General features: G+C 67.6%; 17 protein-coding genes and 5 pseudogenes. 14 read left to right on the top strand and 8 right to left on the bottom strand.

The window, feature by feature from the left end; all coding sequences use genetic code 11:
- Positions 1–85 precede the first annotated feature (85 nt).
- The 6 genes and pseudogenes from DPM13_RS19085 to DPM13_RS25530 all read left to right on the top strand — a co-directional run bounded on the left by DPM13_RS19085 (position 86) and on the right by DPM13_RS25530 (position 4,255).
- Entirely contained in the window at positions 86–1,156 is a 1,071-nt protein-coding gene (locus tag DPM13_RS19085; protein WP_112888628.1) for a 4-oxalomesaconate tautomerase, read from the top strand.
- A 61-nt stretch (positions 1,157–1,217) separates the two neighbouring features.
- Positions 1,218–2,188: pseudogene (locus DPM13_RS19080) on the top strand (Bug family tripartite tricarboxylate transporter substrate binding protein).
- Between the two features lie 3 nt (positions 2,189–2,191).
- Positions 2,192–2,752: a tripartite tricarboxylate transporter TctB family protein gene (locus DPM13_RS19075; RefSeq protein WP_223252213.1), complete on the top strand. Its 561-nt coding sequence runs from the start codon at positions 2,192–2,194 to the stop codon at positions 2,750–2,752.
- 1 nt (position 2,753) lies between these two features.
- Positions 2,754–3,278, top strand: a pseudogene (locus tag DPM13_RS25540) (tripartite tricarboxylate transporter permease); the annotation flags it as partial.
- A gap of 55 nt (positions 3,279–3,333) precedes the next feature.
- Positions 3,334–4,116 (top strand): tripartite tricarboxylate transporter permease, encoded by a 783-nt coding sequence (locus DPM13_RS25535; RefSeq protein WP_262983198.1) that lies wholly within the window; start codon positions 3,334–3,336, stop codon positions 4,114–4,116.
- Between the two features lie 16 nt (positions 4,117–4,132).
- A complete protein-coding gene (locus DPM13_RS25530) occupies positions 4,133–4,255 on the top strand; it encodes a hypothetical protein (RefSeq protein ID WP_262983197.1) in 123 nt (40 codons plus the stop codon).
- A 57-nt stretch (positions 4,256–4,312) separates the two neighbouring features.
- Here DPM13_RS25530 and DPM13_RS19065 read toward each other — a convergent pair whose 3' ends face one another.
- Positions 4,313–4,837 carry a CYTH domain-containing protein gene (locus DPM13_RS19065; protein ID WP_099649540.1) on the bottom strand — a complete coding sequence of 175 codons (525 nt, stop codon included), beginning with the start codon at positions 4,835–4,837 and terminating at the stop codon, positions 4,313–4,315.
- A gap of 151 nt (positions 4,838–4,988) precedes the next feature.
- Here DPM13_RS19065 and DPM13_RS19060 point away from each other — a divergent pair, with 151 nt between their 5' ends.
- Together DPM13_RS19060 and DPM13_RS24490 are read left to right on the top strand one after the other, a co-directional pair.
- Positions 4,989–5,438, top strand: coding sequence for a cyclic nucleotide-binding domain-containing protein (locus DPM13_RS19060; protein ID WP_223252212.1), 450 nt, complete (start codon positions 4,989–4,991; stop codon positions 5,436–5,438).
- Complete coding sequence (locus DPM13_RS24490) at positions 5,387–5,785, top strand: helix-turn-helix domain-containing protein (protein WP_223252211.1); 399 nt, start codon at positions 5,387–5,389, stop codon at positions 5,783–5,785. Before DPM13_RS19060 ends, DPM13_RS24490 begins: the two co-directional genes overlap by 52 nt.
- Positions 5,786–5,806: 21 nt before the next feature.
- On the opposite strand, the pseudogene DPM13_RS24485 reads toward DPM13_RS24490, so the two are convergent.
- The 7 genes and pseudogenes from DPM13_RS24485 to DPM13_RS19030 all read right to left on the bottom strand — a co-directional run.
- Positions 5,807–5,902: pseudogene (locus tag DPM13_RS24485) on the bottom strand (cytochrome C oxidase subunit IV family protein); the annotation flags it as partial.
- Positions 5,903–5,941: 39 nt separating this feature from the next.
- Positions 5,942–6,478 carry a cytochrome c oxidase subunit 3 gene (locus DPM13_RS19050; RefSeq protein WP_080622693.1) on the bottom strand — a complete coding sequence of 179 codons (537 nt, stop codon included), beginning with the start codon at positions 6,476–6,478 and terminating at the stop codon, positions 5,942–5,944.
- Positions 6,478–7,002, bottom strand: coding sequence for a nitric oxide reductase activation protein NorD (locus tag DPM13_RS24480; protein ID WP_262983196.1), 525 nt, complete (start codon positions 7,000–7,002; stop codon positions 6,478–6,480). The genes DPM13_RS19050 and DPM13_RS24480 overlap by 1 nt, the downstream gene beginning before the upstream one ends.
- Positions 7,003–7,568: 566 nt before the next feature.
- Positions 7,569–8,396 carry a hypothetical protein gene (locus DPM13_RS24475; RefSeq protein WP_223252209.1) on the bottom strand — a complete coding sequence of 276 codons (828 nt, stop codon included), beginning with the start codon at positions 8,394–8,396 and terminating at the stop codon, positions 7,569–7,571.
- A gap of 4 nt (positions 8,397–8,400) precedes the next feature.
- Positions 8,401–9,204 carry a CbbQ/NirQ/NorQ/GpvN family protein gene (locus tag DPM13_RS19040; RefSeq protein ID WP_112888627.1) on the bottom strand — a complete coding sequence of 268 codons (804 nt, stop codon included), beginning with the start codon at positions 9,202–9,204 and terminating at the stop codon, positions 8,401–8,403.
- A 4-nt stretch (positions 9,205–9,208) separates the two neighbouring features.
- Complete coding sequence (locus DPM13_RS19035) at positions 9,209–10,579, bottom strand: cbb3-type cytochrome c oxidase subunit I (protein WP_112888626.1); 1,371 nt, start codon at positions 10,577–10,579, stop codon at positions 9,209–9,211.
- Between the two features lie 14 nt (positions 10,580–10,593).
- Positions 10,594–11,046 (bottom strand): c-type cytochrome, encoded by a 453-nt coding sequence (locus DPM13_RS19030; RefSeq protein ID WP_028718617.1) that lies wholly within the window; start codon positions 11,044–11,046, stop codon positions 10,594–10,596.
- A gap of 110 nt (positions 11,047–11,156) precedes the next feature.
- Here DPM13_RS19030 and DPM13_RS19025 point away from each other — a divergent pair, with 110 nt between their 5' ends.
- The 6 genes and pseudogenes from DPM13_RS19025 to DPM13_RS19005 form a co-directional block, all read left to right on the top strand.
- A complete protein-coding gene (locus tag DPM13_RS19025) occupies positions 11,157–11,402 on the top strand; it encodes a hypothetical protein (protein ID WP_112888625.1) in 246 nt (81 codons plus the stop codon).
- 111 nt (positions 11,403–11,513) lie between these two features.
- Positions 11,514–11,903 carry a hypothetical protein gene (locus DPM13_RS24470; protein ID WP_223252208.1) on the top strand — a complete coding sequence of 130 codons (390 nt, stop codon included), beginning with the start codon at positions 11,514–11,516 and terminating at the stop codon, positions 11,901–11,903.
- 44 nt (positions 11,904–11,947) lie between these two features.
- A complete protein-coding gene (locus DPM13_RS19020) occupies positions 11,948–13,798 on the top strand; it encodes a NosR/NirI family protein (protein ID WP_223252207.1) in 1,851 nt (616 codons plus the stop codon).
- Positions 13,795–15,724, top strand: a pseudogene (gene nosZ / locus DPM13_RS19015) (TAT-dependent nitrous-oxide reductase). Before DPM13_RS19020 ends, nosZ begins: the two are co-directional and overlap by 4 nt.
- A gap of 267 nt (positions 15,725–15,991) precedes the next feature.
- Positions 15,992–17,044 carry a nitrous oxide reductase family maturation protein NosD gene (gene nosD / locus DPM13_RS19010; RefSeq protein ID WP_223252206.1) on the top strand — a complete coding sequence of 351 codons (1,053 nt, stop codon included), beginning with the start codon at positions 15,992–15,994 and terminating at the stop codon, positions 17,042–17,044.
- Positions 17,045–17,541 (top strand): annotated as a pseudogene (locus DPM13_RS19005) (ABC transporter ATP-binding protein); the annotation flags it as partial.
- Positions 17,542–17,759: the final 218 nt, after the last annotated feature.

Genomic DNA, 17,759 nt, shown 5'->3' with positions numbered 1-17,759 from the left:
GAAATTCTTTGCAATTCACAACACAGTCCGTTTGGCGCATTTGCTGTCTCGGAGGCGGCGCGACTTGCCGCAGAGGAGAATCATCGTGGACGATCAGATTCGCATCCCTTGCGTCATGATGCGCGGCGGCACCTCGAAGGGGCCGTTCTTCCTGCGCAGCGACCTGCCCAGCGATCCCGCGCAGCGCGACGCCCTGCTGGTCGAAATCATGGGATCGGGCCATCCGCTGCAGATCGACGGCATCGGCGGGGGCAGCACACTCAGTTCCAAGGTGGCGATCGTCGGGCCGGCGACGCGCGAGGGTGCGGATGTCGATTACCTGTTCGCGCAGGTGAACGTGCTGGAACGCATCGTGGACACCGGGCCGAACTGCGGCAACATGCTGTCCGCCGTGGGTGCCTTTGCCATCGAACAGGGTCTTGTGACCGCCCAGTCCGGCGAAACCCGCGTCAAGGTTCACAACGTCAATACCGGCAAGATCATCGAGGCGCGCATCCAGACCCCCGGGGGCGAGTTGCGCTATCAGGGCGATGCCGCCATCGACGGGGTGCCCGGAACGGCCGCGCCGGTCTATCTGGCCTTCCTGGAGGCCATCGGCGCCAAGACGGGCATGATGCTGCCGTCGGGCACGCCTCAGGAGGTGATCCACGGCATCCCCGTGTCGCTGATCGACGGGGCGACGCCGGTGATGATCGCGCGGGCGGAAAACTTTGGCCTGACAGGATCGGAAAGCGCCATTGCCCTGGATGGCAACGCGCCCTTCATGGCGCAGCTCGAGGAACTCAGGATCGAGGCCGGGCGCCGCATGGGCCTGGGCGACGTTCGCGCGTCGGTCCTGCCCAAGCCGGTGCTGATCGGCGCGCCCTGCAACGGCGGCAGCCTGGCCGTGCGCTACTTCACGCCCCATGCCTGCCATACCTCGCTTGCAACGACGGGCGCGGTATCGGTCGCGATCGCGGCGACCCTGCCTGACAGCATCGTGGGCGCCGCCTTGCCCGAACTGCGGTTCCCGGCGAATCTGACCTTTGAACACCCGACGGGACGCATGGACGTGCGCGTCGAACTGGACGGAGCGCGGGGCAAGCCCGTCGTCTTCGTGACCCGGACCTGCCGCCGTCTGTTCGAGGGCTCGGCCCTGGTCCGCCGCAGGAACTGACCTATCCCCCGCCGTGTCGAGGACGCGGGCGGGCCGCTTTACCCAAAGGGAGGAAGAACACATGCTTACGTTTACCCGCCGCGTCATGCTGGGCGTCACCGCAGCAACCCTGGCGCTGTCGACGCTGCCCGCGATGGCGCAGGACTATCCGTCGAAGCCCGTCACCATCGTGGTGTCCTATGCCGCCGGCGGCGGCACCGACGCCATCGCGCGGGTGTTCGCCGCGCGGCTGGAAAAGGCCATCGGCGGCCGCGTCATCGTCGAGAACCGCCCGGGCGCCGCGGCCAACATGGGCACCGACGTCGTCGCCAAGGCCGATCCCGACGGCTATACGCTGCTGATCGGCAACCAGGGGCCGATGGTCGTGAACCCGCATATCTTCAAGCTGCGCAACGACCCGGCCGAGACGCTGGACCCCATTGCCATGATCGCCGACGCGCAGCTGGTGGTCGTCGCGGGGCCCAGCCTTCAGGTCAATTCGATGCAGGAACTGCTCGAGAAGGCCAAGCAGGACCAGCTGGTCTATGGCTCGGCCGGCAATGCCTCGGCCAGCCATGTCGCCACGCTGCTGCTGGGCCAGATGGCCGGCATCAAGCTGAAGCACGTGCCCTACAAGGGCGCCGGCCCGGCGATCAACGACCTGCTGGGCGGCCATGTCGATTTCATGGTGACGACGGTTCCGTCGGTGATCGGGCTGGTGCAGGACGGCACGCTGAAGGCCCTGGCCGTGACCGGCAAGGAACGCTTCGCGGCGCTTCCCGATGTGCCGACGTCGCGGAATCGGGGCTGCCGGAATACAGCGCCTCGGCCTGGTACGGCCTGCTGGGTCCCAAGGGCCTGCCCGAGGACGTGCGCGCCAAGCTGGCCGCGGGTACCGAGGAAACGCTGCGCGACCCGGCTTTCATCGAAAGCCTGCAGAAGGACGGCGGCGTGCCGTCGCATCTGGTCGGTCAGGACTTCGCCGACTTCATGGCTGCCGAACGCGCCCGCTGGGGCGAGGTCGTCAAGGCCGCCGACATCAAGGTGGAATAAGCCATGAGCCGCGAAGCCCCAGAGATCATCCAGGTCGATCTTCCGGCCCATCAGCCCGCGCCGCCCGTTCCGCCGCCATCGAACCCCTGGCTTGGCCGCGAGCGGCTGGCGGGCGTCAGCCTTGTGGTGTTCGGCCTGTTCGCGCTTTGGGCGGGGGCCGACCTGCCGTTCCGGGGCGAGGGCGGCGTCGGCTCGGGGCTGCTGCCCCGGGCCCTGTCCATCATCATCATCGTGCTTGGCGTGATCCAGATCGTCGTCACCTGGAAGGACCGTCCGGAATCGACCGGGACATGGCCGATCCGCGACATGGTGCCGGTGCTGATCGGCGTGTTCCTGTTCGCGATCACCATCCGCGGCCACGACCTCGGCGCCTTCAAGGTGCCGGTGCTGGGCATGGCGGTGGCGACGCCGCTGTCCATCATCCTGGCGGGCCTTGCCGCCAAGGATGCCCGCCCGGGCGAGCTGGTGATCTTTGCCGTGATCCTGACAGCCGTCTGCATCGCGCTGTTCCGTTACGCGCTGGGGCTTTCGCTGCCCGTGGCGCCCTGGCTGATCGGATACTGACATGATGGCCATGTTCGAACATCTGGGTCTGGGCATGACGGTCGCCTTTACCCTGCAAAACATCTTCTTCTGCTTCATCGGCTGCCTGATCGGCACGCTGGTCGGCGTGCTGCCGGGCGTGGGTCCGGTGGCCACCATCTCGATCCTGCTGCCGGTGACGCTGTCGCTGGACCCGACCGGCGCGCTGATCATGCTGGCGGGCATCTACTACGGCGCGCAATACGGCGGCTCGACCACGGCGATCCTGGTCAACATCCCGGGCGAGGCGACGGCGGTCGTGACCGCCATCGACGGGCACGAGATGGCCAAGAAGGGCCAGGCCGGCCTGGCCCTGGGCCTTGCGGCCATCGGGTCGTTCATCGCCGGCACCGTGGCCACGTTGGTCATCGCCGCGCTGGCGACGCCCATGACCAAGCTGGGGCTGCTGTTCGGCCCGGCCGAGTATTTCTCGCTGATGATCATGGGCTTGGTGCTGGCGGTGGTGCTGGCGCACGGCTCGCTGGTCAAGGCCCTGGCGATGATCGTCGCGGGCGTCCTTCTGTCCTGCGTCGGCGCCGACATGGAAACGGGGCGCGAGCGACATGACCTTCGGCCTTTACATCGACGACGGGATCGAATTCGTCGTGCTGGCCATGGGCATCTTCGGTTTTGGCGAGATCTTCAAGAACCTGGCCGACCCCGAAAAGCGCGACGTGATGCGGGGCACCATCGGCCGCTTGCTGCCGACCTTCGCCGAACTGCGCCAGAACCTGGGCGCGATCCTGCGCGGCACCGGCCTCGGCTCGATCCTGGGGGTGCTGCCCGGCAACGGCGCGATCCTGGCGCCGTTCGCGAGCTATGCGCTGGAAAAGCGCATCTCGGACCGGCCGCAGGATTTCGGCAAGGGCGTGCCGCAGGCGGTTTCCGGCCCGGAATCGGCCAACAACGCGGGCGCGCAGACCAGCTTCATCCCACTGCTGACGCTGGGCATCCCGCCGAACGCGGTCATGGCGCTGATGGTCGGCGCGATGATGATCCAGGGCATCGTTCCCGGCCCGCAGGTCATCCAGAACAGCCCCGACCTGTTCTGGGGCCTGGTCGCCAGCATGTGGATCGGCAACCTGATGCTGGTCGTCATCAACCTGCCCCTGATCGGGGTCTGGGTGAAGCTGCTGAAGGTGCCTTACCGGCTGCTGTTCCCGGCCATCGTCGCGTTCTGCTGCATCGGCCTGTTCTCGATCTCGAACGACGGGGCGCAGGTCATCATGGCCGGGGTGCTGGGCCTCTTGGGCTTTGCGCTTTACAAGCTGCAGTTCGAGGCCGCGCCGCTGGCCCTCGGCTTCGTGCTGGGCCGCCTGCTGGCGAAAAGCTGCGCCAGGCGCTGATCATCCGGACGGCAGCATGACGACCTTCCTGACCTCGCCCCTGTCGGCCGGGCTGCTGCTGGTCGCCCTTGTGGCGCTGGTCATCGCGATCCTGCCCTCGATCCGAAAGTCGCGGGACGAGATCTTCGCCGACGACTGATCCCTGGAACGCGGCCTTCGGGCCGCGTTTCCTTTTCCGGCTCTCCCCGACGCGTGCTCATCTGGCCCTGTCCGGCTGCTTCGCTGCGTGCTTTCCGGCCCTGCGGGCTGCATCCCGCAGCTTCCTCCTCCGGGCCTTCACCATCGTGATCTTGCGGTACTTGTCGACGCCCGTCACTTCCTTGCCGACCCATGCGGGCAGGTCCAGGCGGGCGTCTTCGCTGGGCAGTTCGACCTCGGCAAGGATCACCCCGTCCAGCAGCCCATGATATTCGTCCACCACCCATTCGTGCCCCAGGGCAGGGATATGATGGCGGGTCTTTTCGACCACCTCGCCCTTGCAGTGCTGCTCCAGCAGGACCAGGCCATCGGGCAGGGGGATTTCATATTCGAACTCGTGCCGGGCAAGGCCCTTGCGGGGGCCCTTTATCGTCAGCGTCGCCTTGTCGTCGTACAGGCGGATGCGGACCTTTCTCCCGTCATAGAAGGCAAGGATTCCATCCCGAAGGCGTGTCGAACGGACGACCGCATCCCTCCAGCCCTCGTTGGCAAGCAGGAATTTGCGTTCGATCTCGATTGGCATTGCGCGCGTCACCCGCCTTGTTTCCCGATTGCGTCTCTCATGCGCATGTTCCGGCCGGATGACAATCATCGGAAGACAGGCCCGGCGCGTCGCGCCTTGCCTTGTCGCTGCGCTTCCCCCTACCTTGGCCTTCCGTTCCCGGAGCCGCACCATGAGCCATAGACTGACCGAATTGCACCGCCGCATCGCCGGGCAGTCACGGCTGTTCGCGGGCCTGCCCGCGGGGATGACGGATCGGCTTCTGGATTCGGCGCAGGTGCTGCGGCTGGCGCGCGGGCAGGCGCTTTTCCATCAGGGCGACCCGGCCACCGCCATCCACATCATGGCCGAGGGCTGGGTCAAGCTTTACCGCATCGCGCCGAACGGGGCCGAGGCGGTGGTGGGCGTCATGACCCGCGGGCAAAGCTTTGGCGAGCCGATCGCGCTGCGCCGGGCCGATTATCCGGTCTCGGCCGAGGCCTCGACCGCCAGCGAGGTGGTGGCGCTGCCGGCCCAGGCCTTCGCTGAACCTGCTGCAAGCCGCTTCCCGGAGGCGGCGAGCTCGATCCTGTGGCGACCTTCCTGCACCTGCAAAGCCTTGGCGAGCAGATCAAGCAGCTGAAGGTGCGTTCCGCCGCCCAGCGCGTTGCCGAGTTCCTGCTTGACCTCTGCCCGCCCGATGCAGAGGGCGCGACCGTCGCCTTGCCCTATGACAAGACGCTGATCGCCGGGCGGCTGGGGATGAAGCCCGAAAGCCTGAGCCGCGCCTTTCTCAAGCTGCGCCCGCATGGCGTCAGGATCGACCAGACCAGCGCCGTCATCGCCTCGGTCGGGCGGCTGCGCGAGGCCGCCAATGCCGAGCCCTGGGCCGGGCCTAGCCCAGCACCAGCACGCATAAGCCGGCAAGCCCCGCCAGCCACAGGCCCGCGGCAGCATGAAGGCGCCAAGCCACCCCGGCGCGTCGCCTAGGTGCAGGAAACCCCGCAGGATCGCGCGCGCCTTGAGCCAGGCCAGCGCCAGCAGCCCGACCGCCGCCAGCCGCCCGTCGACGCCGGCCAGCAGCGCGGTGGCGGCCGTCAGGCCCATCAGTTGCAACCAGCATCGGATCAGCGGGTCCATCGGCGCCTACCAGATCAGATAGATGACGGGCAGGATCAGCACCCAGACCAGATCCACCATATGCCAGAACATCGCCCCGGCCTGCACCGGCGCCGGCCGGGCCCGGATCGCGACCAGCGCCAGCACCGCCACGCCGGCGATGACATGGGCGGCGTGAAAGCCGGTCAGCAGGTAATAGAAGGTATAGAAGGGATGTCCGTCCATCCCCAGCCCGGCCCGGATGTCGCGCGCGTATTCCACCGCCTTCAGCGCCAGGAACATCAATCCGCCCAGTCCGGCGAGGCCCAGGCCCAGCCGGGCGCGGGCGCGCAGGCCGGCGGCGGCGTCGCGTTCCGCCCGCGCCGCGAACAGGCCCGACGTGACCAGGATCACCGTGTTCAGTGCCGCCAGCCGCCCGTCCAGATGGCCCTGCGCGGCGGCAAAGCCCTGCGGGTCGCGCAGCCCCATCGCCACCATGGCGGAAAGCCCGGCGGCAAAGACCAGCACTTCCGAGGCGATCAGGATCCACAGGATCAGCTCTCCCGGCAGGTCGTCGATCCGCATCACAGCACCAGCTGGCGATAGATTTCCGGCAGGGCGCCGGTCAGCCGGTCGGGATCGCGGATCACCGAGAAACCGCCCTGGCCGAAGATGCGCGGGAACCAGCTTTGCGCGCCCTTGTCGATGGTGATGCCAAAGACCGCATGGCCGGCGCGGCGGGCCTGGCGCACGGCCATGGCGCTGTCCTCGATGCCGTGGCGGCCCTCGTGATGGTCCAGGTCGTTGGGCTTGCCGTCCGTGATGACGATCAGCAGCCGGCGCGACCGGCCCTCGTCGGCGAGCCCGGCCGAGGCGTGGCGGATCGCGGCGCCGAGCCGGGTATAGAAGCCCGGACGCAGGGCGTGGATGCGCGCCTCGACCGCGCGCGACATGGGCTCGGTGAAGGGCTTGCAGTCGTGGATCCAGACCCGGTCGCGCTTCAGCGAGGAAAAGCCCTGGATGGCGAAGCGGTCGCCGCAGGCGTCCAGGCCCCAGGCCAGCGCGGTCAGCGCCTCGCGCGCGATGTCGATGACCGGGCGACCGGTCACGGCGCTTTCGGTCGAGCGCGACACGTCGAGCAGGATCGAGACGGCGAGGTCGCGGTTTTCCTGCCGGGCCTGCTGCCAGATGCGGTCGCTGCCGCGCCCGGTCGCGCGCAGGTCGGCGACGGAGCGCAGCGCGGCGTCCAGGTCCAGTTCGTCGCCATCGGGCTGGGCGTGGCGGATGCCCTGGCCGGGCGCAGCGCCTGGAACGGCGGCGCACGGCCTCGATGCGGCGGCGGGCGGCGGGATCGATGACGCCGGCGTAATCGGGCACCGGCTCGACCGGCGCGGCCAGCACGCGGCAATGGTCGGGCAGCCAGACGCCGCCCCTCGCGTCCCATTCGGGATAGGTGAAGCGGCCGGCGATGCGCTCGCGGTCCACGTCCTCGGGCGCGAGGTCGAGATGCAGCTTCAGTTTGGTCGCCGGGGCCTTCGAGACCTGGCCCAGCACGATCTCCTCGTGGTCGTCGGCGGCCTTCTTGGCATTGTCGAGGTCGTCGTCCTCGACCCGGCGGTTGATGTTCATCATCTCGGCCCAGGTCAGCATCGCCTCGAACTTGTAAAGGATGATGCTATCCTTGCGCTCGGCCTGGTCGGATTTCATCCGCCGGGTCTTGCGGGCGGTGCCGTCGCCGCCTTCCTCGGGCGTGCCGCCGGTGGGCAGGCTTGCGACCTGTTCGCCGGGGCCCTGGCCTAGGCCGCGCAGGTCGGGCCACATCGGCACCGGCAGCACCGGACGATGCCGCGCGGCGCGGCCCAATGCGCGGGCGGGGCGGCATAGCCGGCCAGCAGCGCCGGTTCCGGCGGCTGCGGATCGCCCAGCAGGTGGCGGACCAGGGTCTCGACCTGCGCCTCGGTCCCGCGCAGGGCGGGGCGGCGGCGGGCCTGCAGATGCGCGGCAGCCAGCCGCGACCACAGCGGGCGCAGCCCGGGCGCGGCATCCGCGTCGCGCGCAGCATCGCCATGCCGGCGGCGATGCCGGCCAGATCGGCGCGCAGCGGATCGGTCTCGGCGGCAAAGCGTGGGGCATGGGCCGAGGCGGCGGCGAGCCACAGATACAGCCCCTCGTTATCCTCGGCCTGCGGGAATTCGGCCAGCTCGACCGGCAGGCGCAGGGCGTCGCCGTCGAAGCTGCTGCGGGCCAGGCGTTCCTGGTCAAAGGCCAGCCGACGCCGCCAGGAGATGCGGTGGCGGCCGGACTGGTCGGCCACCGGTTTCAGCTCGACATCGGCCGCCCCGCCGAGGCCCCGGAACAGCACGGCGATGCGGCCGCGCATGTCGTCGAAGCGGACGGCGGCCTCGGGGTAGCGCTGCGGCGGGTCCATGCGCGAGGCCAGCCGGTGCCACAGCTTGCCGACGGTTTCCTCGGGTTCCCAGGGGGCGATCTCGATGTGGGCCATGGCGCTATCCCGTCACCGCCACGGCCAGGTCCAGCAGGCCCTTGCGGGTGTCGGCGTCGTCGGTCAGGGGCTCGATCATCGCGGCCAGGATGGCGCGGTCCAGCGCCATGCCGCCGGCGATCAGGGTCGCGGCATAGACCACCAGCCGGGTCGATACGCCTTCCTCGAGATCCTGGCCCTTGAGCCCGCGCAGCTTGTTCGCCAACCGCACCAGCAGCGCCACGCGATCCTGGTCCAGCCCGCTTTCGCGCGCCACCACGGGGATTTCATGCTCGGGTCGGGGGAAGGTGAATTCGACCGACAGGAAACGCTGCCGGGTCGAGGGCTTCAGCGTCTTCATGATGTTCTGGTAGCCGGGGTTGTAGGACGCGACCAGCATGAAGCCGGGCGCCGCCTGCAATTCCTCGCCGGTGCGGTCGATCGGCAGGATGCGGCGGTCGTCGGTCAAGGGGTGCAGCACCACGGCCACGTCCTTTCTGGCCTCGACCACCTCGTCCAGATAGCAGATCGCGCCCTGGCGCACGGCCCGGGTCAGGGGGCCGTCGACCCAGACCGTCTCGCCGCCCTTCAGCAGATAGCGGCCGATCAGGTCGGCGGCCGAGAGGTCGTCGTGGCAGGCGACGGTGTAAAGCGGCCGGCCCAGCCGCGCCGCCATATGGGCGACGAAGCGGGTCTTGCCGCAGCCTGTGGGTCCTTTCAGCAGCAGGGGCAGGCTGGCGGCATGGGCGGCGGCGAAGATCGCACATTCGTCGCCCTGGGGCAGGTAGAAGGGGGCGTCCGCCCCCGTCACGTCGAAGGGTCCGTCCATCGTCTCACTCCGCTGCATGTTGGATCACGGGGCCGGGTTCGATCACTTCGCGGCGCGGCTTCAGCAGCGAATAGATCAGCATGTAGGCCCCCAGCACGACCGCCACCCCGGCGCCCAGCCGCATCCAGTAGAACAGCGCGATCTGGTCCTGCACATCCATGTAATATTCGCCCATGACGCGCTGCAGGTGGGTTTGCAGCGTGCCGGCGAAGGTCAGCACGAAGGTCATGAACAGCATGCCCCCCGACATCAGCCAGAAGGCTGCCATGTTCAGCACCTGGTTATAGGGGTCGCGGCGGCGCAGGATCGGCAGCGCATAGGTGAAAAGCGCGAGGTTCAGGCAGACATAGGCGCCATAGAAGGCCAGGTGCCCGTGCGCCGCGGTGACCTGCGTGCCGTGGGTGCAATAGTTCACCCCGTGCAGCGTGTGCAGGAAGCCCCAGACGCCCGCGCCGAAGAAGGCCAGGACCGAGCAGCCGAGGCTCCACAGCAGCGCCGCCTTGTTCGGGTGATCGCGCCGGCCCTTCCAGACCATGACGAAGGCAAAGCTCATCATCGCGAAGAACGGCACCACCTCGAAGCTGGAGAAGATCGAGCCGATCCACTGCCAGTAAGCCGGCAGGCCGATCCAGTAATAATGGTGCCCGGTGCCGAGGATGCCGGAAAACAGCGCGGTGGCGACGATGACGTAGAGCCATTTTTCCACCACCTCGCGGTCCACGCCGGTCAGCTTCAGCATCAGGAAGCCCAGGATCGAGGCCATGATCAGCTCCCACACGCCCTCGACCCACAGGTGGACGACGTTCCACCAGTATTGCTTGTCCAAAGCCAGGTTCGACGGGTTGTAGAACGAGAACAGGAACAGCAGCGCCAGCCCCCAGAGCCCCAGAAGCAGGATCGACGAGATCACCGTCTTGCGGCCCTTCAGCACGGTCATGCTGACGTTCCACAGGAAGATCAGGGCCGCGACGACGATGCCGGCCTTGACCCAGCGCGGCTGCTCCAGGAACTCGCGCCCCTCGCGGCCCAGCAGGACATTGCCCTCGAACAGGTTGAACAGATAGGTCACGACCACGCCCGCCGTGCCGATCACCAGAATGGCAAGCTGGACATAGGCGGCCTTGACCGAATGGATCTCGCGCTCGGCTTCCTCGGGGATCAGGAAATAGGCGGCGCCGAAAAAGCCGGTCAGCAGCCAGACGATCAGCGAGTTGGTGTGCAGCATCCGGCCGATGTTGAAGGGCAGGATCTCGGACAGGAAGTTCGGGTTGACGTAGATGTAGCCGATGACCAGGCCCATGGTGACCTGGACGGCGAACAGGATCAGCGCGACATAGATATAGGCCAGCGCGATCTTTTGCGATTGGTATTTCATGGTTGTTCCCCCTGTTAACCGGCGTCGTTCGGCGGCCAGTTCTGGGTGTTGATCCGCCCGGTCCACAGCAGGAAATCCGACAATGCGCGGACATCCTGATCGTTCAGGTGGAATTGCGGCATCTGGCGACGCCCCTCGACGCCCGAGGGCTGGGCGTCCATCCAGCCCTTCAGGGTCTCGAACGCCATGTCGGGGTCCTCCTGGACGCCCCAGCGTTTCATGACGTTGCCAAGCTCGGGCGCGAAATAGGCGCCTTCGCCCAGGATCGAATGGCAGTTCACGCAGGCCTTTTCTTCCCAGACGTGCTTGCCGCGCACCACCGAGGGCGTCAGGCCCGCCTGATCGGTCGAGACATGGGTGATGTACCAGTGGCCGTGAATGAACAGGCCGATGAAGATGAGTATGAAGAACAGCGACCCGCCATAGAAGATGTTTCGGGCCATGCTCTTCGTCAGGACTTCGCGCATGGCGATGACCTCCGAGAGTCGTTGGCGATGGTCCTGACATGGCGCGGCGGGGCGCGGCGAGTCTTGACGGAAGTCAAGGATGACAAAAATCCTTTGTGAAAAATGCGGGCATGAAAAGCGATCATCCCCTCCCGCCCCGCTGGCCCGTCTGGAAGCTGTCGATGCTGCTTTACGTCTTTGCGGCGGGGGCGGTGGCCATCAACCTGTTCATGCTGGGCCTGATGGGCCAGGCGCTGGGCCTTGCGGCGTTGACGCCGCAGCAGGCGGTGGCGCTGGCGGTGCCGCTGGGCGTACCGGCCGCCTGGCTTGCCGGGCGCTGGGCGCGTCGGCTGCTGGACGAGGCGGGCCGGGGCTAGCGGGCCATTTTCGCCACCCGCCGCAAATTCGGACGGGAATTTGTGCTGGCGCAACGTTCGGGCCACCGGGTCGGCGCCATCTTCGCGGCAGCTGTCCAGCCGGAGCGTCAGATGTCCGTACCGCAACTTCTGCACCTTGCCCGTCGCGGGCTGTGGCTGATCGTGCTGTGCCTGCTGCCGCTGGCCGCGGGTTCGGCCCAAGCCATGACGCTGGCCGAGGCGCTGGAGCAGACCCCGCCCGCGCAGCTGTTCGCGGGGGCCGATGCCTATGGCGCGCCGCAGGGCGACCCGGCCATCGTGCCCGTGCTGAAGGGCGGCGAGGCGCTGGGCTTTGCCTATCTGAACAGCGACTTCACGCCTTCGACGGGCTATTCCGGCAAGCCGATCCGAATCGTCGTCGGCATCGACGCGCAGGGCGTGATCCGGGGCATCAACCTGGTCGAGCATCACGAGCCGATCGTGCTGATCGGCATCCCCAGGCCAAGGTTCTGGCCGCGCTGAACGGGCTGATCGGCAGCGACCTGGGCCGGTCGCGCAGCGGCGAGGTGAAGCCGCCGCAGGCCGAAATCGTCTCGGGCGCCACGGTCACGGTGCTGGTCATGGGCGACAGCATCGTGCGCTCGGCGGTCAAGCTGATCCGTTCGGGCCGGCTTTCGGGCGTGGCCGCCGGACCGGCGCCGGCCGAGGTCCGGCGCGAGCTGGACCCGGCCGTGACCCAGACCGCGGACTGGCAGACGCTGCTGGGCGACGGCTCGGTCCGCTCGCTGGTCCTGACGGTGGGCGAGGTCAGCAAGGCCTTCGCCGATGCGGGCCAGCCCGCCGCCGCCGGCCGCCCCGAGGCCGCCGAGCCCGAGGCGCCCTTCATCGACCTTTACATGGCGCCGGTTTCGGTCCCGGCCATCGGTCGCAGCCTTTTGGGCGATGTCGCCTATGACCGGCTGGCGGCCAAGCTGAAACCCGGCCAGTCGGCGCTGCTGGTGGCGGGCGACGGCGCCTATTCGTTCAAGGGCTCGGGCTATGTGCGCGGCGGCATCTTCGACCGCATCGAGCTGATGCAGGACGGCCAGGGCCTGCGCTTCAAGGACCACGACCACACCCGAATCCCCGTGCTGGCCGCCCAGGGCGCGCCGCGCCTGAAGGAGATCGCGCTGTTCGTGGTGCCGCAGGACTTCACCTTCGACGTGACCCGGCCCTTCGACCTGCAACTGCTGGTGCAGCGCCAGACCCAGGGCCGCGACAAGGCCACGCTGCCCTTCGACCTGGCCTATCAGATCCCGGAACGCTACCTGCTGCCCGCGCCCGAACCGGCCCCCGCCGCCGCCGAGCCCAATCCGCAGCCGCAGCCCCGCGCCCAGGTCGGCCAGCCCGCGCCCGAGGACGACGGCCCGGCGCTGTGGAAAACCATGTGGCAGATGAACCGCATCCAGATCGCCATCCTGGGCACGGCGCTGGCGGTGCTGACGGCGATCTTCTTCTTCCAGGACGTGCTGACGAAGTACCCGCGCACCTTCCTGTGGGTGCGGCGCGCCTATCTGACCTTCACCCTGGTCTGGCTGGGCTGGATGGTCCACACGCAGCTGTCGGTCGTGAACGTGCTGACCTTCTTCAACGCGCTGCTTTCGGGGTTTTCCTGGGATTACTTCCTGGCGGCGCCTCTGGTCTTCATCCTGTGGTGCGCGGTCGCGGCGGGGCTGCTGTTCTGGGGCCGGGGGCCGTTCTGCGGCTGGCTCTGCCCCTTCGGTGCGCTGCAGGAGCTGTCGAACACCGTCGCGCGCTGGCTGCGCTTTCCCCAGATCACCTTGCCCTGGGGGCTGCACGAACGGCTGTGGCCGATCAAGTACATGATCTTCCTGGGGTTGTTCGGCCTGTCGCTTTATTCGCTGTCGGATGCCGAGATCTATGCCGAGGTCGAGCCCTTCAAGACCGCCATCATCCTGAAATTCATGCGCGAATGGGGCTTCGTGCTGTTCGCCTTGGCCTGCCTGCTGCCGGGGCTGTTCATCGAGCGCTTCTATTGTCGGTACATGTGCCCCTTGGGCGCGGCGCTGGCGATCCCGGGGCGGATGCGCATGTTCGAATGGCTGAAGCGCTGGCCGGAATGCGGCAGCCCCTGCCAGCGCTGCGCCAACGACTGCCCGGTTCAGGCCATCCACCCCGAGGGCCAGATCAACGTCAACGAATGCATCTACTGCATGAACTGCCAGGTGCTTTACCACGACGACACCCGCTGCCCGCACATGATCACCGTCAAGGCCCGGCGCGAAAAGCTGGCCCGCAGCGCCGCGCCGCCGCCGCCACGCCGCCGCATCCCCAACCCCCACCACGACGCCGCCGGCCTATCGCGCCCAGCAGGCGGCAGCCCTGAAAATCCCCGATTCCAAAGGAGCATGAGATGACCGACAGGAACGATTTCCGACTGAACCGCCGCCAGCTGCTGGGCAGCTCGGTGGCCGCAGCCGCCGGCGGATTAGCTGCCGCGCGCCCTGATCGGTCGGGCTGCCGGCCATGCCGCGGCTGCGGCCGCCTGCGCCGGCCTTGGCGCAGGGACGCCCGGCAACCAGGCGTATGTCGTGCATCCGGGCGAGCTGGACGAATACTACGTCCTGCTTCCGGCGGCCATTCGGGCGAGGTGCGCATCATGGGCCTGCCTTCGATGCGCGAACTGATCCGCGTGCCGATCTTCAACCGCGAAAGCGCCACCGGCTGGGGCCTGACCAACGAATCCCGCAAGGTGCTGACCGAAGGGCTGACCCCCGAGACGGTCGAGTTCCTGAAGGACAAGGGCGGCGTCTATACCAACGGCGACGCCCACCACCCGCACCCGTCCTTTACCGACGGCACCTATGACGGGCGCTACTTCTTCATCAACGACAAGGCCAACACCCGTGTCGCCCGCGTCCGGCTGGACGTGATGAAATGCGACAAGATCATCGAGCTGCCGAACCAGCACACCGTGCACGGGCTGCGAGTGCAGAAATACCCGCGCACCGGCTATGTCTTCGCCAACGGCGAGGACGGCGTGCCGCTGCCCAACGACGGCAGCGTGCTGGACGATCCCAAGCAGTATTTCTCGATCTTCTCGGCCATCGACGGCGACACAATGGAGGTCGCCTGGCAGATCAAGGTGGACGGCAACCTCGACAACGTCGATGCCGATTACCAGGGCAAATACGCCTTCGCGACCTGCTACAACTCGGAAGGCGGCGTGACGCTGGAAGAGATGATGGAGAAGGACCAGGACTGGCTGGCCGTCTTCGACCTGAAGGCCATCGAGGCCGCCGTTAAGGCCGGCGAGGGCGAGGTCAGGAACGGCGTGCGCGTGCTGGACGGCACCGGCGACAAGAACAGGCTGGTGCGCTATATCCCGGTCGCGAACGGCCCGCACGGCATCAACACCGCGCCGGACGGCATCCATATCGTCGCGAACGGCAAGCTGTCGCCCACGGTTACGGTGTTCGACGTGCGCAAGTTCGACGACCTTTTCGCCGACAAGATCCAGGGCCGCGACTGCGTGGTGGCCGAGCCGGAGCTGGGACTGGGTCCGCTGCACACCGCCTATGACGGGCGGGCAACGCCTATACCACGCTGTCCAGCGATCACCTAGGCTGCCGTGGCATGAAATCCCCCGACGCCATCCGGCCTATCAGGGCGAGCAGTCCGACCCGATCCGGCAGAAGCTGGACGTGCACTACCAGCCGGGCCACAACCACACCTCGATGGGCCAGACCAAGGAAGCGGACGGCAAGTGGCTGATCTCGCTGAACAAGTTCTCGAAGGACCGGTTCCTGAACGTCGGGCCGCTGAAGCCGGAATGCGACCAGCTGATCGACATCTCGGGCGACGAGATGAAGATCGTCCACGACAACCCGACCTTTGCCGAGCCGCATGACGCGACCATCGTGCACGCATCGAAGATCAACCCCGTCTCGGTCTGGGACCGCAACGATCCCTTCTTTGCCGATGCGGTGGCGCAGGCCAAGGCCGACAACATCGACCTGATGGTCGACAGCGAGGTGATCCGCGACGGCAACAAGGTGCGGGTCTACATGACCTCCTCGGCGCCGATCTTCGGGCTGGACAGCTTCACCGTCAAGCAGGGCGACGAGGTGACGGTCTATGTCACCAACATCGACGATGTCGAGGACCTGACCCACGGCTTTTCGATCATCAACTACGGCATCAACATGGAGGTGGCGCCGCAGGCGACCGCATCCGTCACCTTCAAGGCCGACCGGCCGGGCGTCTACTGGTATTACTGTTCGTGGTTCTGCCATGCCATGCACATGGAGATGAAGGGCCGCATGCTGGTGGAAAAAGCCTGATGCGCCTGTCCCTTGCCCTGCTGCTGATCTGCCTCGCCTCGCCGCTTGCGGCGCGGGTCTGGCAGCCGGCCGACGATGCCGCGCTGGCATCGGCGCTGGCCAGGCGTGGCTGGGGACGAGATCCTGCTGGGGGCCGGGCGCTGGCGCGGCCCCCTGCTGATCGAGACGCCGCGACCCTGCGCGGCGAAGCCGGCGCCGTGGTCGACGGCCGGGGCCAGGGCCATGTGATCGCGGTCGACGCCCCGGACGTGCGATCAGCGGCCTGCCGTGACCGGCTCGGGCAGCGATCTGGACCGGATGGATTCGGGCATCTTCCTGACCAAGCGCGCCAGGGGCGCGCAGGTGCGCGGCAATACGCTGCGCGACAACCTGCACGGCATCCGCATCCAGGGCGCCCGCGACAGCGTGGTGGCCGACAACCGCATCGAAGGACGTCGCGGCCGGCAGTCGGAACTGGGCAATGGCGTCAGCGTCTGGAACGCCCCCGGTGCCGTGGTCGAGGGCAACACCATCACCCTGGGCCGCGACGGCATCTTCGTCTCGGTGTCGAAACGCAACGTGTTCCGGGGCAACGACATCCGGGGCACCCGCTTTGCCATCCATTACATGAACACCGCCGACAGCACGATCGAGGACAACCGCTCGCAGGACAACGGCATGGGCTATGCGATCATGTTCTCGGACCGGCTGCGGATCGTCGGCAACAGTTCGGACAACGACCGCGACTATGGCTTCCTGTTCAACTCGGCCAACCGCTCGGTGATCGAGAGGAACCGCGTGACCGGCCGTCCCGCCCCGGAAAGCCGCTGGCGCGACATGGGCACCAGCGCCGAGCCGGGCGTCCCGCAAGCCGAGGTCTCTGTCACCGGCAGCCGCATCGCGCCGGAAAAATGCGTGTTCATCTATAACGCCAACCGCAATCGTTTCATCGGCAACCGTTTCCAGGGCTGCGCCATCGGCATTCATTTCACTGCCGGGGCCGAGGGCAACCAGGTCGCCCGCAACGATTTCATCGGCAACCGCATCCAGGTGAAATACGTGGGCACTCGCTATCTGGAATGGTCGCTGGACGGCATCGGCAACTATTGGTCCGACAATGCCGCTTGCGACCTGGACGGCGACGGGCTGGCCGACAGCCCCTATCGCCCGAGCGACATGGTGGACAAGGTGATGTGGACCGCGCCGCAGGCCCGGTTGCTGCTGACCAGCCCCGCCGTGCAGATCCTGCGTTTCGCGCAAAGCCGCTTTCCCGCGCTGCTGCCGGGCGGCGTCACCGACAGCCATGCGCTGATGCGCCCGAATTCCGAAAGGCCGCTCTAGATGACCGTGATCCTTGACCATGTCGGCAAGACCTATGGCGGCCGCGCCGTGGTCAGCGACCTCAGCTATGCGCTGGAGCCGGGGCAGGTGGTGGCGCTGGTCGGCCACAACGGCGCCGGCAAGACCACGCAGATCAAGATGATGCTGGGCCTGACCCGCCCCAATGGCGGCAGGATCACCGTGCTGGGCGCGGACCCGGCGACAAGGCGGCGCGGCGCGCGCTGGGATATCTGCCGGAAAGCGTGCAGTTCCACCTGGCCTTTTCCGGGCGCGAGACGCTGGGCTTCTATGCCCGGCTGAAGGGCCTCCCGGCGCGCGGCCATGACGCGCTGTTCGCCCGCGTCGGGCTGTCGGACGCCGCCGACCGGCCGGTGCGCACCTATTCCAAGGGCATGCGGCAACGGTTGGGCCTGGCGCAGGCGCTGCTGGGAGACCCCCGCCTGCTGCTTCTGGACGAGCCGACCTCGGGTCTCGACCCGGCCCTGCGGCGCGAGCTTTACGGCATCGTCGCCGAACGGGCGCGGGCCGGGGCCACGGTGCTTTTGTCCTCGCACGCGCTGACCGAGCTGGAAGGCCATGCCGAGCGGGTCATCGTGCTGAACCGCGGCCGCAAGATCGCCGACGGCACGCTCGAGGAGTTGCGGGCGCTGGCCGGGCTGCCCTCGCGCCTGTCTGCGTCCTGGACGGCGCGCCGCGGCGCATCGAGCTGGGCCAG

It is taken from the genome of Paracoccus mutanolyticus, from assembly GCF_003285265.1.
Taxonomy (GTDB): Bacteria; Pseudomonadota; Alphaproteobacteria; order Rhodobacterales; family Rhodobacteraceae; genus Paracoccus; species Paracoccus yeei.
This window is presented reverse-complemented; position numbering and strand designations above follow the sequence as displayed.

Coding starts and splice junctions, on each gene's coding strand:
- DPM13_RS19065 (WP_099649540.1), bottom strand. CDS start 4,837: ATGCCAATCGAGATCGAACGCAAATTCCTGCTTGCCAACGAGGGCTGG.
- DPM13_RS24470 (WP_223252208.1), top strand. CDS start 11,514: ATGTCCGTACCGCAACTTCTGCACCTTGCCCGTCGCGGGCTGTGGCTG.
- DPM13_RS25530 (WP_262983197.1), top strand. CDS start 4,133: ATGACGACCTTCCTGACCTCGCCCCTGTCGGCCGGGCTGCTGCTGGTC.
- DPM13_RS25535 (WP_262983198.1), top strand. CDS start 3,334: ATGACCTTCGGCCTTTACATCGACGACGGGATCGAATTCGTCGTGCTG.
- DPM13_RS19060 (WP_223252212.1), top strand. CDS start 4,989: ATGAGCCATAGACTGACCGAATTGCACCGCCGCATCGCCGGGCAGTCA.
- DPM13_RS19025 (WP_112888625.1), top strand. CDS start 11,157: ATGAAAAGCGATCATCCCCTCCCGCCCCGCTGGCCCGTCTGGAAGCTG.
- DPM13_RS19075 (WP_223252213.1), top strand. CDS start 2,192: ATGAGCCGCGAAGCCCCAGAGATCATCCAGGTCGATCTTCCGGCCCAT.
- DPM13_RS19030 (WP_028718617.1), bottom strand. CDS start 11,046: ATGCGCGAAGTCCTGACGAAGAGCATGGCCCGAAACATCTTCTATGGC.
- DPM13_RS19035 (WP_112888626.1), bottom strand. CDS start 10,579: ATGAAATACCAATCGCAAAAGATCGCGCTGGCCTATATCTATGTCGCG.
- DPM13_RS19050 (WP_080622693.1), bottom strand. CDS start 6,478: ATGCGGATCGACGACCTGCCGGGAGAGCTGATCCTGTGGATCCTGATC.
- DPM13_RS24475 (WP_223252209.1), bottom strand. CDS start 8,396: ATGGCCCACATCGAGATCGCCCCCTGGGAACCCGAGGAAACCGTCGGC.
- DPM13_RS19040 (WP_112888627.1), bottom strand. CDS start 9,204: ATGGACGGACCCTTCGACGTGACGGGGGCGGACGCCCCCTTCTACCTG.